Genomic DNA, 18810 nt, shown 5'->3' on the forward strand with positions numbered 1-18810 from the left:
GCGCTGTGGGCTCGCTATGAAATAGCGAATCCGTTGGCGTCACAGGCTGTCGCCTGCTAGCCGCGTTAGTTATGAACCCGTGCCTGCCTTCGCGGCGGTGCGGGTAATCCGGCTGCCAAGGCCCGGTCGGCCTCGAAGGTTTCCCTTCTCGATCGAGTAATTCGAATTAATCGAGTACTCGACCGTCGACATGCCCGACTCGTCGGCCGCCAGCACGGCCGCGCGCGCGGCGAATTCGCGAAACTTGTTGATCATCAAGGACTTCCTTTCGTTTCACAGCAGACCCGACTGCAGCACGTCACCGGCCAAGCCGGCCACCACCGGGACGATGCCCAGGCAGACGAATGCCGGCAAGAAGCACAGGCCCAGCGGCCCGGCGATGAGCACCCCCGCCCGCTCGGCGGCGGCCGTGGCCGCGTGTGCGGCGTCGTGGCGGGACTGGTCGGCCAACTCGGCGACGCCGTCGGCCAGCGCCGCGCCCGAGGACGCCGAACGCCGGGCCAACCGCAGCAGCGCGTCGATGTGCGTGTCGTCCGGCCGCGCGGAGTGGTCCGACGGAATCGCCCATGCCACAGCGGGATCGGCGCCCAGCGCCAGCAGGTCGGCGGCGCGGCGCAGGACGCGGGCCAGCTGCGGCGGGGCGGATGGCGCAGCGGCCGCCGCGGCGGCCGACACCGCCATCCCGGCCCGCAGGCACACGGCCAGCACGTCGAGGCAGGACGCGACCGCCAACGGATCCGGGCCATCGGCTCGCCGGGCCGTCGCGAGCGCCCGGCCGCCACGCGCCGGCATGCCGGCACGCCGTCGCGTCAGCGACGGACCGGGAGCCATCCACAGCGCCGCGGCCAGCAACATTGCCGCTACACCCACTCGCGCGTCTCCCCCTCACGCCACCCGATCGGCGATGCGGTCCGACCACAGCAGCCCGCCGCAGGCCAGCGTTGACCCGATCAGCAAGAGCCGCCCGCCCACCTGCCCGCCCAGCAGGAAGGTCAGCGGGCGGGCCCCGACCAGTTGGCCGAGTAGCACGCCCAGCACCGGCAGGGCGGCCAGTATCGTCGCGGTCGCGCGCGCACCCGCCAGGCTCGACGCGACACGCGCCGAGAACCGTTGCCGCTCAGCGATATCGCGCTGAGCCGCCCGCATCAGGGTCGCAACCCCCAACCCGTTGTCACTGGCCAGCCGCCAGCACAGCGCGAGCCGCTCCCACTGCGCGGGCAGTGCCGAGGAGCGCGACGCGGCGGCCAGCCCGGCGGCGACATCGGCTCCCAGCCGGGCCCGCGCCGCCACCGATCGCAGCGACGCCGCGACCGCGCCGGGGGTCTCGTCGGCGGCCACGCCGAACGCGCGCACCGGGTGAGAGCCGGCCCGCAGTTCACCGACGAGCACATCGAGTGCGGTTTCCAGCGCGTGGCCCTCCCGGGTCGCGCGCCGAATGCGGCGCCGACGGAGGTAACGCACACTCACGGTCGCACCCACGACCGCGGCGCACAGAACGGTCGTCGGCGGCAGCAGGGCCACGCCCGCGCAGCCGAGGCACACGGCCACCCAGGCCACCCCGCGAAGCCCGCGCGAGGGGAGCCGCCACCTCGGTTGCGCCGTCGCCCGCAGCCGTCGCCGCGGCGAGGGCCGGCCGATGACCAGCGCGAGCGCCAACAGCAGCGCGCCGGCCTGCGGGCCGTTCACGCCGGCATCCGGCTTTGCAGGACGCGCCGCAGCTGGGGCGCGTCGTCCGTCATCCCCCGATCCGCGTGCCACACCGTGACCGCCCGGACCTGCCCCTGAACCGGTTGCAGCACGGCGATCTCGCCGAGTCGCCGCCGGCCGGTGCGATCGCGTTCGACATGCAGCAGCACCTGCACGGCCGCGGCGAGCTGGCTGTGCAGCGCCGCACGATCGAGGCCGCCGAGCGCGCCCAGCGCCTCCAGGCGGGCGGGAACCTCGCCGGGGCTGTTGGCGTGCACGGTGCCCGCGCCGCCGTCGTGCCCGGTGTTCAGCGCGGCCAGCAGGTCCACCACTTCGGCGCCCCTGACCTCGCCGACCACGATGCGGTCGGGCCGCATCCGGAGCGCCTGCCGGACCAGTTGGCGCACCGGGACTTCGCCGACGCCCTCGACGTTGGCGCACCGCGCGACGAGCTTCACCAGATGCGGGTGCCGCGGCGCCAATTCGGCGGCGTCCTCGACGCAGACGATCCGTTCGGCCGGCGGCACGGCGCCCAACATCGCGGCCAGCAAAGTCGTCTTGCCCGCGCCGGTTCCGCCGCTCACCAGAAACGCCAGGCGGGCGGCGATGATGTCGGCGACCAGCGCGGCGGCCACGGGGTCGATCGCGCCCGCGGCGGTCAGGGCCGCCAAGTCCTGGCTGGCCGGCCGCAGCACCCGCAGCGACAAACAGGTGCCCGCGGCGGCCACCGGCGGCAGCACCGCGTGTAGCCGCACCGCGAATCCGCCGGCCCCGATGCCGGACAGCTCGCCGTCGACCCAGGGCTGCGCGTCGTCCAGCCGCCGGCCGGCGGCCAGCGCCAGCCGCTGCGCCAACCGCCGCACCGCGGCCTCGTCGGGGAAGCGAATCCCGGTGCGCCGCAAACCGTTGCCGTCGTCGACCCATACCGCGTCCGGTGCCGTCACCAAGACGTCGGTCGTACCGTCCGCGCAGAGCAGCGGTTCGAGAATGCCCGCGCCGGTGAGTTCGGTCTGCAGCACGCGGAGATTGGCCAGCACCTCGGTGTCGCCGAGCATCCCGCCGGACTCGGCCCGGATCGCGGCGGCCACCACCGACGGACCCAGCGGGCCGGCTTCGCCGGCCAGCCGCTCGCGGACGCGTTCGATCAGCGAACCGCTCACGCCGCCCGCCCGTTCCGCGCCGCCCGTACGGGCGGCAGCACCCCGAGCACCTCGCGGGCCGCCACCGCCGGCGCGGACCGACGCCGATACCGCAGGCCGCCGCGTTCGACCTGCTCGCCGAGTTGCGGCTGCGCCTTGATCGCCGCCAGCAGCGGCAGGCCCGCGATCTCGGCGATCTCGACCGCGCGCAGTCCGCCCGGCGACGGGCCCCGCACCACCAGGCCGACGTTGGGATTGGTGGCGGCCAGGACCGGCGCCATCGCGGTGGTCGCCGCGCACGCACGCACGTCACAGCGGCTGACGACCACGACCAGATCGGCGGCGCTCAGGGCGGCCTGGGTCGCGTCGGTGAAGCGGCGGGGCAGGTCGCAGATCACGGTGACCGCCCCGCGACGCCCGGCCTCGACGATGGCGTGCACCGGCCCGGCGTCCACCTCGTACCCGCGGCGCGTTCCGGACAGCACGCTGATGCCGCGGTGTCGCGGCAACGCATCGCGCACCGCCGGCCAGGTGAGCCGCCCAGCCTGCAGGGCCAGGTCCGGCCAGCGCAAGCCCGGCGCGTTTTCGCCGCCGAGCAACAATTCGATGCCGCCACCCCACGGGTCGAGGTCCACCAGCAGCGCATCGGCGGCGGCCTGAGCAAGGGCGACCGCGAGCGACGAGGCGCCGGCCCCGCCGCAGCCTCCGATGACGGCCACGGCGTGGCCGCGCGACCCGTCGTCGCGCGACGACTCGGCGGCTTCGGCGAACGCACCAACCAGGTCGGCCGCTTGCCCGGGCAGTCGCAGCACGTGCTCGGCGCCGACGCCCACGGCGGCCGCCCACGTCGTCGACTCGGGCTCGCCCACCGTCAGCACGGTCACGTGATCGCGGCGTGGCAGCGCCCAGCGCTCACACCGCGCGGCCGCCCGCGCGTCCAGCACGACGGCGGCCGCCGCCGTCCAGGTCTTGCGACTCACCGGCGCCGCGTCGCCGGCATGCACCAACCGCACCCCGGCCGCGGCCGCCACCCGCTCCACCTCGGCGCGCAGTTCGGGCTCCGCCAGCATCGCCAACACACCCGCGTGATGGGCGCCTTGTGCTCCGGAAGTGCCAGTCATCCGCCCACTGTGCAGCGCCCCAACCTGGCACACCAGTCCCAAACGCGGATTTGGGGATAGAGACGCGAGTGTGCACAAACCACGTGCGGCGGCGGTGCGCCAGCGACGACGGACGGATTCCCCGCAACGCGTCGAGGGCCGGCCCACGCGCCCGAAATCGGGGGGAAACCGCCCAAAAAGACCCGAGAAAAGGGACGACCCCCGCCAGGGGGGGAGGAGGCGAGGGTCGTCGTGCATCAGCCCCGGGGGGTCGGGCTGATACACCCTCGGCTCAGGCCGAGTAATGCTTACTATACACATGACAGTCCGCAATAACGCAATAGATCATTTACTGAAAAATGACCTTGAGCCGCGTAAACACGGCGTCAGCCGACCCTCGCACGGCCCTGAGCGGCCATTTCCGGTGCGGGATCGCGGCCCGACGTCACCGCCGACCTATGCTGGGTCCGTGACCGTCTTCGACCCGGCTGCGGAGCAGTCAGCCGCGGGGCAATCAGCGGCAGGCACCACTACCCACGCCCGCACGGCGGCCTTCTTCGATCTGGACAAGACGATCATTGCGAAGTCCAGCACGCTGGCTTTCAGCAAACCGTTTTTCGCCCAGGGCCTGCTCAATCGCCGCGCCGTGCTCAAGTCCAGCTACGCCCAGTTCATCTACCTGCTCTCCGGTGCCGATCATGACCAGATGGATCGGATGCGGGCGCACATGACCAACATGTGCACCGGCTGGGACGTGGAACAGGTCAAGTCGATCGTCAACGAGACGCTGCACGACATCGTGACCCCGTTGGTGTTCGCCGAGGCCGCCGATCTGATCGCCGCCCACAAATTGTGCGGGCGCGACGTCGTGGTCGTGTCGGCCTCCGGCGAGGAGATCGTCGCGCCGATCGCCCGCGCCCTGGGCGCCACCCACGCGATGGCGACCCGCATGGTCGTCGAGGACGGCCGGTACACCGGCGAGATCGCGTTCTACTGCTACGGCGAGGGCAAGGTCCAAGCGATCCGCGAGCTGGCCGCTCGCGAGGGCTATCCGTTGGAACACTGCTACGCCTACTCCGACTCGATCACCGACCTGCCGATGCTCGAGTCGGTCGGCCACCCCAGCGTCGTCAATCCCGACCGCGGGTTGCGCAGGGAAGCCCTCGAGCGCGGTTGGCCGGTCATGTCGTTCTCCCGCCCGGTGTCCTTGCGCGACCGCATCCCGGCCCCGTCGGGCGCGGCGATCGCCACCACCGCCGCGGTGGGCATCAGCGCGCTGGCCGCCGGCGCGGTCACCTATTCGCTGCTGCGCCGCTACGCGTTCTGAGCCGGCGGCGGCAGCAAACGCGTTACACGCGCAATACAAAACGTATTCGGCGCCATTTCGCGAATTGGCTCTTGCTGTGCTAGGGGTCTAGTAGTACAAAGGAACCACGGAAGCCCGGTGAGGCCTAGGTCGATCCGGAAGAGAAGGTTCGATCTCCCGACCCGGGCGCCCAGCACGGTGCCCGGCACCCACGCGGAGTCATAGCCGCGAAAATGGCAGAAGTGTTGCGGGCCTGCGTAATTGCGAAGAGCGGAAGCGTCGACGGCCCTTTGGGTGGGGCTGCAGCCAGAAGCGTCGCGAGATCGCCGAGGCCAACCCACGCAGCCCAGAAATGCACGCTTGGTAACCGAGTCCCGTGCTAGCGGGCGGCGGACCGATCATTCGGAACGTCGCCCGCTCTACACGTTTTCGGGCCCGATTTCCCCGCGTTCGGGCTACTGCGCCAGCTACCGATTCGACATCGAGTCGGCGATCGCCAGAGCCTCTTTCGCCCCGGCTTGCATCGCCCGGCAACACAGCACCAGCCATGCGCCCACGCCCTCGCGCGTGCCCTCGGCGAAACCCTGTGCCGCGTCGCGATACGCCGCGGGTTGGCGCATCCAGCTGACCTCGGGCACGCCCAACCCGTGCGGGTCGAGCCCGCTGGCGATGGTCACCAACCTCGACACCGCGCGCGCGACCACGCCGTCGGAACTGCCGAATGGCTTCAGCGTCAACAACTCACCGTGCGCGACCGCGGCGATCACCGGGGCCGGCGCCTGGGTGCGGCCGTTCACCAGCTCCGCCAACAACTCCAGCCGCGGACCTACGCCGGAATCGCCGCGCGGGCGACCCAGATGCTCGGCGTCGACCTGGTCGGCCGCGGCCAGCATGTGTAGGCGGGCAAGCGCCTGCAGGGGTGCTCGCCGCCAGATGCCGACGACGGGGCCTTCGCCGCCCTCGAGCGCCTGCGCCACCCGAAGCGCGCCCGCGAACACCGGATCGCTGACCTTGCCGGCGTCGGCGAGGTCCTCGAGCCGGATGGGACCACCGTCGAGGACCGACGACGCGCGGGCCGCCCGCAGCGCGGCCTCGGCGGCGGTCACGGGCCAGCCGCGCAAGTTGGCCCGGTGGCGATGGGCGCGCCCCAGCGCCTCGCGGGCGCGGTCGCTTGCCTCGGCGACGCCGGGCAGTTCCATCAGGGGCGCCAGAGGATCAGCCGTCACAGCTTGACAACCTATCTCCGCCGGATTCACCGCGCGTGCGGGATGGCATCCAACAGCTGCCGCGTGTACTCGTGGCCGGGGCGAGTGAACAGTTCCTCGGTGGGCGCCTGCTCCACCACGCGGCCCGCGCGCATGACCAAGACGTCGTCCGCGATCTGCCGGATCACCGCGAGGTCATGGCTGATGAACAGGTAGGCCAGGCCCAGTTCGGTCTGCAGGTCGGCCAGCAGATCAAGGATCTGCGCCTGGACCAGGACGTCGAGCGCTGAGACCGCCTCGTCGCAGACCAGCACCGCGGGACGCAACGCCAGCGCTCGAGCGATCGCCACGCGCTGGCGTTGCCCGCCGGACAGTTCGCGGGGCAGGCGTTCCAACACCGACGACGGCAGCGCCACCTGGTCGACCAGGCGGTGCACCGCTTGTGCGCGCTGCCTGCGGTCGCCGACCCGATGAATCCGCAACGGCTCCTCGATGGCGCGAAACACCGAATACATGGGATCCAGGCTGCTGTAAGGGTTTTGAAACACCGGCTGCACTCGCCGGCGGAAAGCCAGCTGCGCGTCCCGGGGCATCGCGTCGTCAATCCGGGTGCCGTCGAACGCCACCGTGCCCGCCGTGGGCGGCAGGAGGCCGAGCACCATCCGCGCCAGGGTGGACTTACCCGACCCCGACTCCCCGGCGATCGCCAGTGTGCTTCCCCGGCGCAGCCGAAACGACAGCGCGTCGACCGCGCGAAATTCGCTGCGCCGCCACGGAACACCGCGGGGCTCGCGGTAGATCTTGGTCAACCCGGAGGCGACGAGGATGTCGTCGGCCGCCTCGTCCGGACGCACCGCTGCGGGACGCGACCGCGCGCCACCCCGGACCGTCAGCGCCGGCGCGGCGGCGACCAGCCTCCGCGTGTATTCGTGTTGCGGGCTCCGCAAGATCGCCCGTGCCGCGCCGGATTCCACGACGGTCCCCCGGTGGACGACGACGACGGACTCGGCGCGCTCGGCGGCCAGCGCCAGATCGTGCGTGATGAGCAGTAGCGCGGTGCCCAGTTCGGCGGTGAGCCGCTGCAAGTGATCGAGCACCTGCCGCTGCACCGTGACATCCAGCGCGGAGGTCGGCTCGTCGGCGATCAACAACCGCGGCCGGCCCGCCAACCCGATCGCGATCAGCGCACGCTGGCACATGCCGCCGGACAGCTGATGCGGGTAGCGCCCGGCTTGTTTCGCCGGGTCCGGCATCCCCGCCGCGGCGAGCAGCTCCACCGCGCGCTGCCGGGTGCGCGAGTCGGAGGTGTTGGCCCGCAACGCTTCCCGGATCTGAAAGCCGACCTTCCACACCGGGTTCAGGTTGGTCATCGGGTCCTGCGGAATGTAGCCGATCTGCCGGCCCCGGATCGCACGCATCGCTCGGCGGTCGGCGGCCGAGATGTCGACGCCGTCGAACACGATGCGCCCGCCGGTGATTCGCCCGCCGGGGGGAAGGAGTCCGAGGATCGCGGCGGCGGTGGTGGATTTCCCCGATCCCGATTCGCCCACGACGGCGACGGTCTGCCCCGGCAACACCGATAGGTCCAGGCCGCGCACCGCGGCCTGGCCGCCGAAAGTGACGTCCAGGCCGTCCACCGACAACAGTGGCGAGGCGTCCGCGCTCATGCCCGCCACGCCCTCGACGCCGGATCCAGCGCATCGCGCAGCGCGTCGCCCATCATCATGAAGGCCAGCACGGTCATGGCCAGGGCGCCGGCGGGATAGAACAGGATGGGTGAGCCCGCCCGCAGCCGCGTCTGGGCGAGATTGATGTCGCCGCCCCACGAGACCACCGACGTCGGCAATCCCACACCGAGGTACGACAACGTGGCCTCGGTCACGATGAAGAGGCCGAGGGCGATGGTGGCCACCGCGATGACCGGTCCCAAGGCGTTGGGCAGCGCGTGCCGCAGGAGGATCTGAAACCTGCTCATCCCCAACGCTTTAGCGGCGAGCACGTAGTCGCTGGCGCGCACCGCGAGCACCGCACCACGCGCGATCCTGGCCACCTGCGGCCACCCGAACAACGCGAGGATCGCGATGACCGTCCAGACGGTGCGATGGTGCAGGACCTGCATGAGGACGATGGCGGCCAGCAGCAACGGCAGCCCGAAGAACACGTCGGTGACGCGGGAGACCACCGCGTCGATCCAGCCGCCGTAGAAGCCGGCCAGCGCACCCAGCGCACCGCCCACGACGAACACGATCGCGGCGGCCCCCAGGCCCACCGTGACCGAGGCGCGCGCGCCGTACACCGTGCGGGCGTACACGTCGTGGCCCTGCAAGTCGGTGCCGAACCAGTGCGCGCGCGACGCGGGCAGCAGGCTCTGGCCGGGGTCGGCGTAGGTCGGGTCGACGGTGGTGAACAGCGCCGGAAACATCGCGACGGCGACGATGAACGCGATCAGCAGGGCCGCACCGATGAACTTCGGGCGCCGGTGCAGCCGCCGCCAGGTGTCGCGCCAGAATCCGCCCCGTGCGGGGATCCGCTCAGCCATAACGGATCCGGGGATCCAGCGCGGCGTACAGCAGGTCGACCATCAGATTGGTGAGCAGGTAGATCAGCACCAGGACGGTCACGATCGAGACCACGGTGGGAGCCTCTTGCCGGGTGACGGCTTGATAGAGCACACCGCCGATCCCGTGAATGTTGAAGATGCCTTCGGTCACGATGGCCCCGCCCATCAGCGCACCCAGGTCCGCTCCCAGAAACGTCACCACCGGGATGAGCGAGTTGCGCAGGATGTGCACCGTCACGACGCGGGGTCGCGACAATCCCTTGGCGGTGGCGGTGCGCACGTAGTCGGCGTGCGCGTTGGCGGCCACCGCCGACCGGGTCAGCCGCACCACGTAGGCGAAAGACACCGAGCCCAGCACGATTCCGGGTAACAGGAGGCGGGTGAAGGTGGCTCTTTGCCCCACGGTCACCGGGGCGATGCCGAGCCGGACCCCGAACACGAACTGCGCCAGGAATCCCAGCACGAAGATGGGGATCGCGATGATGACCAGGCCGGTGATCAACACCGTGGAATCGAAGAGGCCACCCGCGCGCAGGCCCGCGATCAGCCCGAATCCGATGCCCAGCACCGCCTCGACCGCGAGCGCGATCAACGACAACCGCAGGGTGACCGGAAACGCGTGTGCGAGAACGTCGCTGACAGGTAGCCCGGAATAGGCGCGGCCCAGGTCGCCATGCAGAACGCCGCCGAGGTAGTGCAGATACTGCACGATGAACGGGTCGTCGAGGTGATAGCGGGCCCGCAGCTGCGCGGCGACCGCCGGCGTCAGCGGGCGATCGCCGGCGATCGCGGCCAACGGGTCGCCGGGCAGCAGGAAGACCATGCCGTAGATCAGCAACGTGGCGCCCAGGAACACGGGCACCATGACGGCGATCCGGCGCGCGATATACCAACCCATCTCAAGCCTTCACGATGTTCTCGTAGTCGGGCAGCCCGTTCCAGGTGACCGTGACGTTGCTGACCTCAGCCGACCATCCGAGGACACTGATGTAGTTCCACAGCGGAACAACGGGCATGTCGTGGAACAGGATTCGCTGGGCGTCGTTGGCCAGCCTGGTGGCCTGCGCAATGTCGGCCGCGGCTTCGGCGGTCGCCAGCGCGGCGTCGAACTCCCGGCTGGAGTAGCCGACGTCGTTGGATCCCGCGCCGGTGGCGAAAAGGGGCGCGAGGAATTCGATCATCGACGGGTAGTCCCCCTGCCATCCGGCGCGGAAGGCGGTGGCGATGCTGCGGTTGGTGATCTGGGTGCGAAAGCCCGCGAAGGTGGGCTGCGGCGCTCCGGCCGCGTCGATGCCCAGCACGTTCTTGATGCTGTTGGCCACCGCGTCCACCCAGTCCTGGTGTCCCGCATCGGCGTTGTAGGCGATCGCGTAGCGTCCGCTCCACGCCGAGATCGCATCGGCTTGCGCCCACAGCTGCCGCGCTCGCCCGGGATTGAAGTCCAACGCGTCGTTACCGGCGATGTTCGGGTCGAAACCCGGGAGCGATCGGGCGGTGAAATCGCGTGCGGGACTGCGGGTGTCGACGAAGATCTGCCGCGAGATCTGCGCCCGGTTGATGGCGGCCGATAGCGCCAGACGGCGCAGCCGTCCTTCCTCACCGCCGAAGTGCGGTAGCCGCAACGGGGTGTCCAGGCTCAGGTTTATCGCGGCCGGACCGCTGGTGACCTTGTCGCCGAGGTCGCGCTTGTAGACCGGAAGGGCGCTGGGCGGGATGGTGTCCAGCACGTCGAGGTTGCCCGACAGCAGGTCGGCGTAGGCGGTGTCCAGGTTGGCGTAGAACTCGAACCTCAAGCCCTTGTTGTGTGGTCGGCGGTTGCCGCGATATCCGGGGTTGGGCCGCAAGTCGATTCGGACGTTGTGCTCCCACGCCGGCCCGTCGGGGCCCTCGGCGAGCTGGTACGGTCCGTTGCCGATCGGGTGCTGCCCGAACGCGCTCATGTCCCGAAAGGCGGCCGGCGGCAGCGGATAGAAGGCGCTGTGTCCCAACCGCATCCTGAAGTCGATGGTCGGCGCCTTGAGCCGGACGGTGAACTCCAGGTCGTTGATCACCCGCAGCCCAGACATCGTGGTGGCGGTCGGCTTGCCGTCGCCGGTGAGGCCGGCGACCGCGTCGAAGCCGTCGATCGGGCTGAAGAAGCTTTGCTGCAGTTGGCCATTGGTGCTCAGCGCCCCATAGTTCCAGGCGTCGACGAACGAATGGGCCGTCACCGGCGATCCGTCGGTGAACGTCCAGCCGGGTTTGAGGACGACGCGGTAGTTGACGTTGTCGGTGGTGTCGATCGACCGGGCGACCTCGGGCGACGGATGGCCGGTGGCATCGTAGGACATCAGCCCGGCGAAGAGCCGGTCGAGGATTCGCCCGCCTTGGCTGTCATTGGTGCCGGTGGGGATCAGCGGGTTGGGCGGTTCGCCGCCGTTGACCACCACCAGATCCGGGCTCAGCACACCGCCGCCGCATCCGGCCAGCGAAGCGACCACGAGCATCGCGGCGACGACCGGGGCCAGCAAGGCCGGCGGGGTCCGCATCGCACGCATGACACCCGACCCTAGGGCCTGAAGTCGTGCGGGCGGTGAAGTGCCGTGGCCGCGTCTGCGACCTAGAATCCTCGGGTGGTCGTCGCGTACCTGGCTCTCGACGAATCCCCCGCCGTGCTGGCCGGCCGGCTGATGTTCTTGCTCGGGCTTCCGGCGACGGGGTTGACGCTTCTCATCATCGGACTTGCGCGGCGCTCCCGCGCCCGTCGGCAGACCCCGCCGCTCCCGCCGCCCTATCACCCCGGCTATCCCTATCCGCCGCCCCCGCCCGGATATCCGGGCCCGTACCCGACCCCGCCGCCGTATCCGGGCTACCCGCCACGGCCGGCGGCGGGGAAGTCGGGCACCGCGCTGATCGCCGTCGGCGCCGTCCTGCTGGCGCTGAGCGGCCTGGCTATTCTGGGGAAAATCGCCCGGTTCGCGTCGCACGACGACCGGCGGGGATCGCACACCATCGGCCAGGCATCAACGTCGGGCTCGGCCGCGGTACCCAAGGTCGGCCAGTGTTTCTCGGAGTTCGAGGTGCGCATGGGTTCGTTGAAGTCACCGTCTGACTGCGCCAACCCCGTTGCGACGTTCGAGCTCGCCGCCGACGAGGGACCGACGGCGACCTGCCCGGACGGCAAGCGCGATGGCTCCGTCTATTCACGCCTCACCAACAACGCCCACACGTTGTGTTTCATCGCCAACCTCATCGAAGGGCACTGTTACCTGCAGACGGATCCCACCACGACGGCCACCTGGACGCCGGCCGACTGTGACAACCCGCGCTTAGCCACGTTCAAGGTTTTCAAGCGCATCGACGGCAGCGTGGACGAAACCCACTGCCCTGCAGGGACTAAGGCGAATTCCTACCCCAGCCCCGCGCGGGTCTACTGCCTGGCCAGGGCCGGCTGAATCGCTCAGACCGCGGTGACGGGATGCACCTGCAACTCGCAGGCCTCGATGGTGGCCGACACCGTCACGACGTTGGTGGTGCCGGGCGGATTGACGAGCAGGTCCGTGTAGGTGGGGCACGGCTTTCCCTCGCCGTCGACGGCGATGCCCTCGACGATCGCCTGGCCCTGGGTCGAGATGGACAGGATGACGGCGGGCGCGACGTTGACGCCGGCCGGCAGGCCGCCCAGATATCCGCGCGGGGTGGGCCGGGCGTGCACCAATGGGCCGCCGGCGCCGGAGTCGACCCCGGCGTATCCGGCGATGGTGCAGGGCTCCGCGCCGCCGGCGAGGGTGAAGATCAGGGTCACCGCGCGGTGCCCCACCGCACCCTCCGTCGGGGAGGCGGATACGGCGATCTGGTCCGACCAGCACGGTGTCGGCGCGTCGACGGTGTCGGCCGGCATGGCCGACGCGGGCCACCCCAGCACTGTGGCGGCGGCGTAAGTCGTTGCGGCCGCGGCAAAGCTGGGGGCTAGTCGGCGGATGCTCCGCCCATGACCCGGCACACGGTGATTATCCGCCCCGAGGGCACCCCTTGACCCCGGATTCGGCCGCGCAATTCCCGCTCGCACAGCTACGCCGCAGACGGCCGGGCCGCACACCGCTAGCGCGGCTCCTCACTCGCGCCATGCGGCGCTCGCCGTCGCCGGGCTAGGCCCGATTGCCCGGCTCCTCACTCGCGCCATGCGGCGCTCGCCGTCGCCGGGCTAGGCTCGCCACCGAACGGCGCAGCCTCGACACAGGAGAGAAGCCAGTGACCGCCACCAACTCTGCGGGCCCCTCGTCGTATCCCCCGTCGGCGCGATTCGCCGAACAGGCCAATGCGGGCGAGGAGCTGTACCGCGACGCCGAGCGGGACCGGCTGGCCTTTTGGGCCGAGCAGGCCAACCGGTTGTCCTGGGCGACGCCGTTCACCGAGGTGCTGGACTGGTCTGACGCGCCGTTCGCCAAATGGTTCGGCGACGGCAAGCTCAACGTCGCATACAACTGCGTGGACCGCCACGTGGAGGCGGGCCACGGGGATCGGGTCGCAATCCATTGGGAGGGCGAGCCCGTCGGTGACCACCGCAGCCTGACCTACTCGCAGCTGCAAACCGAGGTCTGCAAGGCCGCCAACGCGCTGACCGATCTCGGCCTGGTGGCCGGTGACCGCGTCGCGATCTACCTGCCGCTGATCCCGGAGGCCGTGATCGCGATGCTGGCCTGCGCGCGCCTCGGCATCATGCACAGCGTGGTGTTCGCCGGCTTCACCGCCAAAGCGCTGCAGGCCCGCATCGCCGACGCCGACGCCAAGCTGCTGATCACCAGCGACGGGCAGTTCCGCCGCGGCAAGCCCGCGCCCCTCAAGGACGCGGCCGACGAGGCGGTCTCGGACCCGGACAGCCCCATCGAGCACGTTGTTGTGGTGCGGCGCACCGGAATTGACGTGTCCTGGAACGACGACCGCGATCTGTGGTGGCACGACGTCGTCGACGCAGCCTCCCCCGCACACACCCCGCAACCGTTCGACGCCGAACAACCGTTGTTCCTGCTGTACACCTCGGGAACCACCGGCAAGCCCAAGGGCATCGTGCACACCAGCGGCGGCTACCTGACCCACGCCGCCTACACGCACTACTTCGTCTTCGACATCAAGGCCGACAGCGACGTGTTCTGGTGCACCGCCGACATCGGCTGGGTCACCGGACACACCTACGGCGTCTACGGCCCGCTGGCCAATGGCGTCACCGAGGTTCTCTACGAAGGCACACCCGACAGCCCGTCGCAGCACCGGCATTTCGAGATCATCGAAAAGTACGGCGTGACAATCTATTACACCGCGCCCACGCTGATCCGCACGTTCATGAAGTGGGGCCGCGAGATTCCCGACGCCCACGACCTGACCAGCCTGCGGCTGCTGGGCTCGGTCGGCGAGCCGATCAACCCCGAAGCGTGGCGTTGGTACCGCAAGGTGATCGGCGCCGACAGCCTTCCGATCGTCGACACCTGGTGGCAGACCGAGACCGGCGCCACGATGATCTCCCCGTTGCCCGGAATCGCTGCGGCCAAACCGGGTTCGGCGATGCGGCCGCTGCCGGGTGTCTCGGCGAAGATCGTCGACGACCACGGCGAGGAGCTGCCCCCACCGGGCGAGGCCAAGGGCGAGCACGTCACCGGCTACCTGGTGCTGGACCAGCCGTGGCCGTCGATGCTGCGCGGCATTTGGGGCGATCCGCAACGTTATGTCGAGACCTACTGGTCCCGATTCGCCGAGCAAGGCTGGTATTTCGCCGGTGACAGCGCCTATTACGACACCGACGGCGACATCTGGGTGGTCGGCCGCATCGACGACGTGATGAACGTGTCGGGGCATCGGCTCTCCACGGCCGAGGTGGAGTCGGCGCTGGTCGGCCACGCCGCGGTGGCCGAGGCGGCGGTGGTCGGCGCGACCGACGAGACGACCGGCCAGGCCATCTGCGCGTTCGTCGTCTTGTGCGCGGACTTCGAGGTGCATGACGGGATCGTCGACGACCTGCGCGTCGAGGTGGCCCGGGAGATCTCCCCCATCGCACGCCCGCGCGAGGTGCACGTGGTGCCCGAGCTACCCAAGACCCGCAGCGGCAAGATCATGCGCAGGCTGTTGCGGGACATCGCCGAAAACCGCGAATTGGGCGACACGTCAACGCTGCTCGATCCCGGCGTGTTCGACGCGATCAGGGCGGCGAAGTAGCCGGTGACGATCAGGCCGGCAGCGGGCTGAACCCCGCACCGGGGCGGTGCTTGGCGTTGATGTCGCCCAGGATCGCGTTGAAGGACTGGACCACCGCGGGGGTGTGCAACGGGATGTACTTGACGATGCACGTCGGCAGGTTGTCGCTGAACGCGCCGTGGATCATCCCGACCAGTTCGTTGTTGACAGTCACCGGCGCGCCGGAATCGCCGGGCTGGCCGCAGACCTGCATCACGATGGTGCCCGGGGTCTGGCCCGCCCCCCAGGTGACGCCGCACGAATTGCCGGTGGTGCGCCCCTGTTTGCAGGCGATCTCACCGAAGGCCGGGTCCGGACCGATGCCGCTGATCAAAAAACCGTTGAAGTTCGCCACCGGGGTCACCTTGGCCGGATCGAACTTGATCACCGCGTAGTCGAGGTTGTCGTTGCCGGCGACCATGGTGCCCAAGACGCCCGCGTTTTCCGCGCCCTCGGCGGCGACCTGCGCGCCCGGACCCCCGCAGTGCGCGGAGGTGAAACCGATGAGCTCGCCCGCGGCGTCCCCACCGATGGTGGTCAGCGTGCACATGGTGTCGCCGTTGACAACGATGCCCGCGCCGCCCCCCAGCGGGATCCTGACATCAGCGGCGGCGGCGTGGGCATGCGAACCGAGCACGGCCACCAGCAGGGAAACCATCGCCACCAAGAAGCATCGGTGCGCCCTCCGCACAGCCTCACTCCCATCGGTCGGCCGGACATCGCGACCGGCGTGGACGAGTGTAATCGGCCGGGCAGCCAGGTTCGCTCCTGCCGCGCGTCTGTGCGGACCGCGTTCTGGCCGAACCCAACTGGCCACCGGGCGGTCGCGGGGTTCGGCTGGCCTCGTCTGCCTTCTCCTGTCCAGGCGCCACATGGCAACATAAACCGCGACGACAGCGAGCCTGGCGACAACGAAAGAGGACGGTCTGTGAGCAAAGCCGATGGCAAGAACGGCGTGCCCAGCACGCTGACCACGATCCCGTTGACCGACCCGCACGCCAAGCCCGCCGAGTCGTCGATCGGCGACCTGATCAAGGACGCGACGACCCAGGTCTCCACCCTGGTGCGCGCCGAAGTCGAACTTGCCCGCGCCGAAATTACCCGCGACGTCAAAAAGGGCCTCACCGGTAGCGTCTTCTTCATCGCCGCGCTGGTGGTGCTGTTTTACTCCACCTTCTTTTTCTTCTTCTTCGTCGCCGAACTGCTCGACACCTGGCTGTGGCGCTGGGTGGCGTACCTGATCGTCTTCGGGATCATGGTGGTGGTCGGCGCCGTGCTGGCCCTGCTGGGCTTCCTCAAGGTCCGCCGGATTCGGGGGCCGCGCGAGACGATCGAATCGGTCAAGGAGACCCGCACCGCGCTCACCCCGGGCCATGACAAGCAACTCACCGGGAGCCACGGCAGGCACGCGAAGCGCGACGCCGCCGGCGATCCTTCGGGTGGGTAGATGCCGCCGCCCGATCCGTCGGTAACCCGCATCGACGGGCCGTGGCGCCACCTGGATGTGCACGCCAACGGCATCCGCTTTCACGTCGTCGAGGCCGTTAGCGCCCGCGACGCCGGTGGACTGCCGCCGACGGCGCGGCCGTTGGTGATGCTGTTGCACGGATTCGGCTCGTTCTGGTGGTCCTGGCGTCATCAGCTGCGCGGCCTGACCGGCGCCCGCGTGGTCGCCGTCGACCTGCGCGGCTACGGCGGCAGCGACAAGCCGCCCCGCGGCTACGACGGGTGGACGCTGGCCGGGGACACGGCCGGGCTCATCCGGGCGCTGGGGCACTCCTCGGCGACGTTGGTCGGCCACGCCGACGGCGGGTTGGCCTGCTGGGCCACCGCGCTGCTGCATTCGCGGCTGGTGTCGGCCATCGCGCTGATCAGCTCGCCGCACCCGGCGGCATTGCGGCGCTCCACGCTGACGCGCCGCGACCAGGGTTATGCGCTGTTGCAGACCCTGCTCCCCTACCAGGTGCCGTTGTGGCCCGAGCGCCTGCTGACCCGCGACGACGCGGCCGAGATCGAACGCCTGGTCCGAAGCCGCAGCTGCGCGAAATGGCTTGCATCCGAGGACTTTTCCGAGACCATCGGCCACCTGCGGACGGTGATACAGATCCCGGGCGCCGCGCACTGCGCGCTGGAATACCAGCGCTGGGCGGCGCGAAGCCAGCTGCGCGACGAAGGCAGGCGGTTCATGAAATCGATGTGCCAGCGGCTCAGTGTGCCGCTGTTGCACCTACGCGGTGAGGCGGATCCCTATGTGCTGGCCGACCCGGTCGATCGGACGCGACGTTACGCGCCGCAGGGGCGCTACGTATCCATCGCGGGCGCAGGGCATTTCAGCCACGAAGAGGCCCCCGAGGAAGTCAACAGGCACCTGATGAGGTTCCTCGAACAGGTGCACGGCTCCCGGGCCGGCATCAACTGACGCAGGACCCGGTGCCCACCGTCTGCGTGTCACCGATTTTGGCGAGCTGACCGGCCACCTCATCGGCGGTCAGCACAAAGCCGGTGTCGGGGTCGTCGACGGCCGCGCCGAACACCACCCCGAGCACGTGGCCGTCGAGGTCGATCAACGGTCCGCCCGAATTGCCTTGCTCCACACCGGCTCTGATCGTGTAGACGTCGCGGGTGACCGGCGCCGGGTCCCGGTAGATGTCGGGGCCGCTCAACTTGATCAGCTCCCGGATCCTGGCCGGGGTCGCGGTGAAGTTGCCCCCGCCGGGATACCCCAGCACGACGACGCTGGCACCCGTCTTCGCCTCGGTCTGCGCGAACGGCAACGGTGGCGGCGGCAGGTTGGGAACCGCCAGGATCGCGACGTCGACCGACGGATCGTAGGACACCACGGTGGCGTCGAGGGGATTGCCGCTGGCGTAGATCTGAACGCTGTTGGAGCCGGCCACCACGTGCGCATTGGTCATCACCCGGTCGGGTGCGATCACGAATCCGCTGCCCTCCAACACCTTCTGGCAGCTGGGGGCCAGGCTGCGGACCTTGACCACGCTGGGGGCGGTGGCCTGCACCACCGGGTTGCGGGCCAGCTCGGGGTCGGGCGAGGCGACCGGGATGACCGGAGTGCGGCTGAACGGCTCCAACACCGCGGGCAACCCGGAGGTGTTCAGCAGCGCGGACAGCCGCTTGGGCACCGTCTTGAGCCACGGCGGCGCTACCTCGTTGACCTGAGCCAACACTCGCGAACCCCGGACCGCTGCGGCCAGCTCGGGCTGGTCCTTCGACTGGGTCAGCGGCGTCGCCAACAGCCACGCGGCCGTCAGCACCACGACGAGCTGCACCCCAACCCCGATCACCGAGTCGAGGGTTCGGATCGAGCGGCTGCGGATCGCGCCCCGGACGGCGCGTCCCAACACCACGCCGGCGACCTCGCCGATGACGACGAGCGCGAGGATCAAGAACAGTGCCGCAAACAATTTGGCGCGCGGCGCGGCGATGTGGCTGACGAGGTGGGGCGCAAGCAACACCCCCGCGATGGCACCGAGCAACACCCCCACGAACGACAGCAGCGACCCCAACGCCCCGGACCGCCAACCCGAGACCGCCGCGATGAAGGCGACCGCCAGCACTGCGATATCCAACCACTGCGACGGGGTCATCGAAT

The 18810-nt window shown here is 70.0% G+C and carries 18 protein-coding genes; 5 read left to right on the top strand and 13 right to left on the bottom strand.

Annotated features, from left to right (window positions below):
- Window positions 1-69 precede the first annotated feature (69 nt).
- From QGN31_RS23385 to ssd, 5 genes are read right to left on the bottom strand one after another with little or no spacing between them, the layout of a single operon-like run.
- A complete protein-coding gene (locus QGN31_RS23385; protein ID WP_326544712.1) occupies window positions 70-255 on the bottom strand; it encodes a hypothetical protein in 186 nt (61 codons plus the stop codon).
- Window positions 256-273: 18 nt separating this feature from the next.
- Window positions 274-870, bottom strand: a complete 597-nt coding sequence (locus tag QGN31_RS23390; RefSeq protein WP_193375531.1) for a type II secretion system F family protein — start codon at window positions 868-870, stop codon at window positions 274-276.
- A gap of 15 nt (window positions 871-885) precedes the next feature.
- Window positions 886-1686: a type II secretion system F family protein gene (locus QGN31_RS23395; protein WP_014941193.1), complete on the bottom strand. Its 801-nt coding sequence runs from the start codon at window positions 1684-1686 to the stop codon at window positions 886-888.
- Window positions 1683-2846, bottom strand: a complete 1164-nt coding sequence (locus tag QGN31_RS23400; RefSeq protein WP_014941192.1) for a TadA family conjugal transfer-associated ATPase — start codon at window positions 2844-2846, stop codon at window positions 1683-1685. Before QGN31_RS23400 ends, QGN31_RS23395 begins: the two co-directional genes overlap by 4 nt.
- Window positions 2843-3895 (bottom strand): septum site-determining protein Ssd, encoded by a 1053-nt coding sequence (gene ssd, locus QGN31_RS23405; RefSeq protein WP_043955583.1) that lies wholly within the window; start codon window positions 3893-3895, stop codon window positions 2843-2845. Before ssd ends, QGN31_RS23400 begins: the two co-directional genes overlap by 4 nt.
- Before the next feature lie 499 nt (window positions 3896-4394).
- Here ssd and QGN31_RS23410 point away from each other — a divergent pair, with 499 nt between their 5' ends.
- Window positions 4395-5252, top strand: coding sequence for an HAD-IB family hydrolase (locus tag QGN31_RS23410; protein WP_008263396.1), 858 nt, complete (start codon window positions 4395-4397; stop codon window positions 5250-5252).
- 446 nt (window positions 5253-5698) lie between these two features.
- Here QGN31_RS23410 and QGN31_RS23415 read toward each other — a convergent pair whose 3' ends face one another.
- Genes QGN31_RS23415 through QGN31_RS23435 form a run of 5 tightly spaced genes read right to left on the bottom strand, consistent with a single transcriptional unit; the run spans window position 5699 to window position 11524 of the window.
- Complete coding sequence (locus QGN31_RS23415) at window positions 5699-6457, bottom strand: hypothetical protein (protein ID WP_008263395.1); 759 nt, start codon at window positions 6455-6457, stop codon at window positions 5699-5701.
- 26 nt (window positions 6458-6483) lie between these two features.
- Window positions 6484-8103, bottom strand: coding sequence for a dipeptide ABC transporter ATP-binding protein (locus tag QGN31_RS23420; protein WP_014941190.1), 1620 nt, complete (start codon window positions 8101-8103; stop codon window positions 6484-6486).
- Window positions 8100-8975: an ABC transporter permease gene (locus tag QGN31_RS23425; RefSeq protein ID WP_009954813.1), complete on the bottom strand. Its 876-nt coding sequence runs from the start codon at window positions 8973-8975 to the stop codon at window positions 8100-8102. Before QGN31_RS23425 ends, QGN31_RS23420 begins: the two co-directional genes overlap by 4 nt.
- The gene (locus QGN31_RS23430; protein ID WP_014941189.1) at window positions 8968-9894 is read right to left on the bottom strand and encodes an ABC transporter permease; all 927 of its coding nucleotides are present in this window, start codon (window positions 9892-9894) and stop codon (window positions 8968-8970) included. The genes QGN31_RS23425 and QGN31_RS23430 overlap by 8 nt, the downstream gene beginning before the upstream one ends.
- A gap of 1 nt (window position 9895) precedes the next feature.
- Window positions 9896-11524 (bottom strand): peptide ABC transporter substrate-binding protein, encoded by a 1629-nt coding sequence (locus tag QGN31_RS23435; protein WP_014941188.1) that lies wholly within the window; start codon window positions 11522-11524, stop codon window positions 9896-9898.
- A gap of 84 nt (window positions 11525-11608) precedes the next feature.
- Here QGN31_RS23435 and QGN31_RS23440 point away from each other — a divergent pair, with 84 nt between their 5' ends.
- On the top strand, window positions 11609-12430 hold the full coding sequence (locus QGN31_RS23440) for an LppU/SCO3897 family protein (RefSeq protein WP_014941187.1): 822 nt from the start codon (window positions 11609-11611) through the stop codon (window positions 12428-12430).
- 5 nt (window positions 12431-12435) lie between these two features.
- Here the strand turns inward: QGN31_RS23440 and QGN31_RS23445 are convergent, their stop codons facing one another.
- Complete coding sequence (locus tag QGN31_RS23445; protein ID WP_170320642.1) at window positions 12436-12978, bottom strand: DUF4232 domain-containing protein; 543 nt, start codon at window positions 12976-12978, stop codon at window positions 12436-12438.
- A 248-nt stretch (window positions 12979-13226) separates the two neighbouring features.
- Here QGN31_RS23445 and acs point away from each other — a divergent pair, with 248 nt between their 5' ends.
- Window positions 13227-15182 (top strand): acetate--CoA ligase, encoded by a 1956-nt coding sequence (gene acs / locus QGN31_RS23450; protein WP_014941186.1) that lies wholly within the window; start codon window positions 13227-13229, stop codon window positions 15180-15182.
- Window positions 15183-15192: 10 nt separating this feature from the next.
- Here acs and QGN31_RS23455 read toward each other — a convergent pair whose 3' ends face one another.
- On the bottom strand, window positions 15193-15891 hold the full coding sequence (locus QGN31_RS23455; RefSeq protein WP_020188338.1) for a peptidase: 699 nt from the start codon (window positions 15889-15891) through the stop codon (window positions 15193-15195).
- A 237-nt stretch (window positions 15892-16128) separates the two neighbouring features.
- Here QGN31_RS23455 and QGN31_RS23460 point away from each other — a divergent pair, with 237 nt between their 5' ends.
- On the top strand, window positions 16129-16647 hold the full coding sequence (locus tag QGN31_RS23460; RefSeq protein WP_014381700.1) for a phage holin family protein: 519 nt from the start codon (window positions 16129-16131) through the stop codon (window positions 16645-16647).
- Window positions 16648-17619: an alpha/beta fold hydrolase gene (locus QGN31_RS23465; RefSeq protein ID WP_008263370.1), complete on the top strand. Its 972-nt coding sequence runs from the start codon at window positions 16648-16650 to the stop codon at window positions 17617-17619.
- On the opposite strand, the gene marP is transcribed toward QGN31_RS23465, so the two are convergent.
- Complete coding sequence (gene marP, locus QGN31_RS23470; protein WP_008263368.1) at window positions 17612-18805, bottom strand: acid resistance serine protease MarP; 1194 nt, start codon at window positions 18803-18805, stop codon at window positions 17612-17614. The genes QGN31_RS23465 and marP overlap by 8 nt on opposite strands.
- Window positions 18806-18810: the final 5 nt, after the last annotated feature.

It is taken from the genome of Mycobacterium sp. 2-64 (assembly GCF_035918375.1).
Classification (GTDB): domain Bacteria; phylum Actinomycetota; class Actinomycetes; order Mycobacteriales; family Mycobacteriaceae; genus Mycobacterium; species Mycobacterium intracellulare.

Excerpts from the sequence above, each read along its gene's own strand:
- QGN31_RS23385 (WP_326544712.1), bottom strand. The coding sequence starts at position 255 with ATGATCAACAAGTTTCGCGAATTCGCCGCGCGCGCGGCCGTGCTGGCG.
- ssd (WP_043955583.1), bottom strand. The coding sequence starts at position 3,895 with ATGCTGGCGGAGCCCGAACTGCGCGCCGAGGTGGAGCGGGTGGCGGCC.
- QGN31_RS23420 (WP_014941190.1), bottom strand. The coding sequence starts at position 8,103 with ATGAGCGCGGACGCCTCGCCACTGTTGTCGGTGGACGGCCTGGACGTC.
- QGN31_RS23425 (WP_009954813.1), bottom strand. The coding sequence starts at position 8,975 with ATGGCTGAGCGGATCCCCGCACGGGGCGGATTCTGGCGCGACACCTGG.
- QGN31_RS23430 (WP_014941189.1), bottom strand. The coding sequence starts at position 9,894 with ATGGGTTGGTATATCGCGCGCCGGATCGCCGTCATGGTGCCCGTGTTC.
- QGN31_RS23435 (WP_014941188.1), bottom strand. The coding sequence starts at position 11,524 with ATGCGGACCCCGCCGGCCTTGCTGGCCCCGGTCGTCGCCGCGATGCTC.
- QGN31_RS23465 (WP_008263370.1), top strand. The coding sequence starts at position 16,648 with ATGCCGCCGCCCGATCCGTCGGTAACCCGCATCGACGGGCCGTGGCGC.
- marP (WP_008263368.1), bottom strand. The coding sequence starts at position 18,805 with ATGACCCCGTCGCAGTGGTTGGATATCGCAGTGCTGGCGGTCGCCTTC.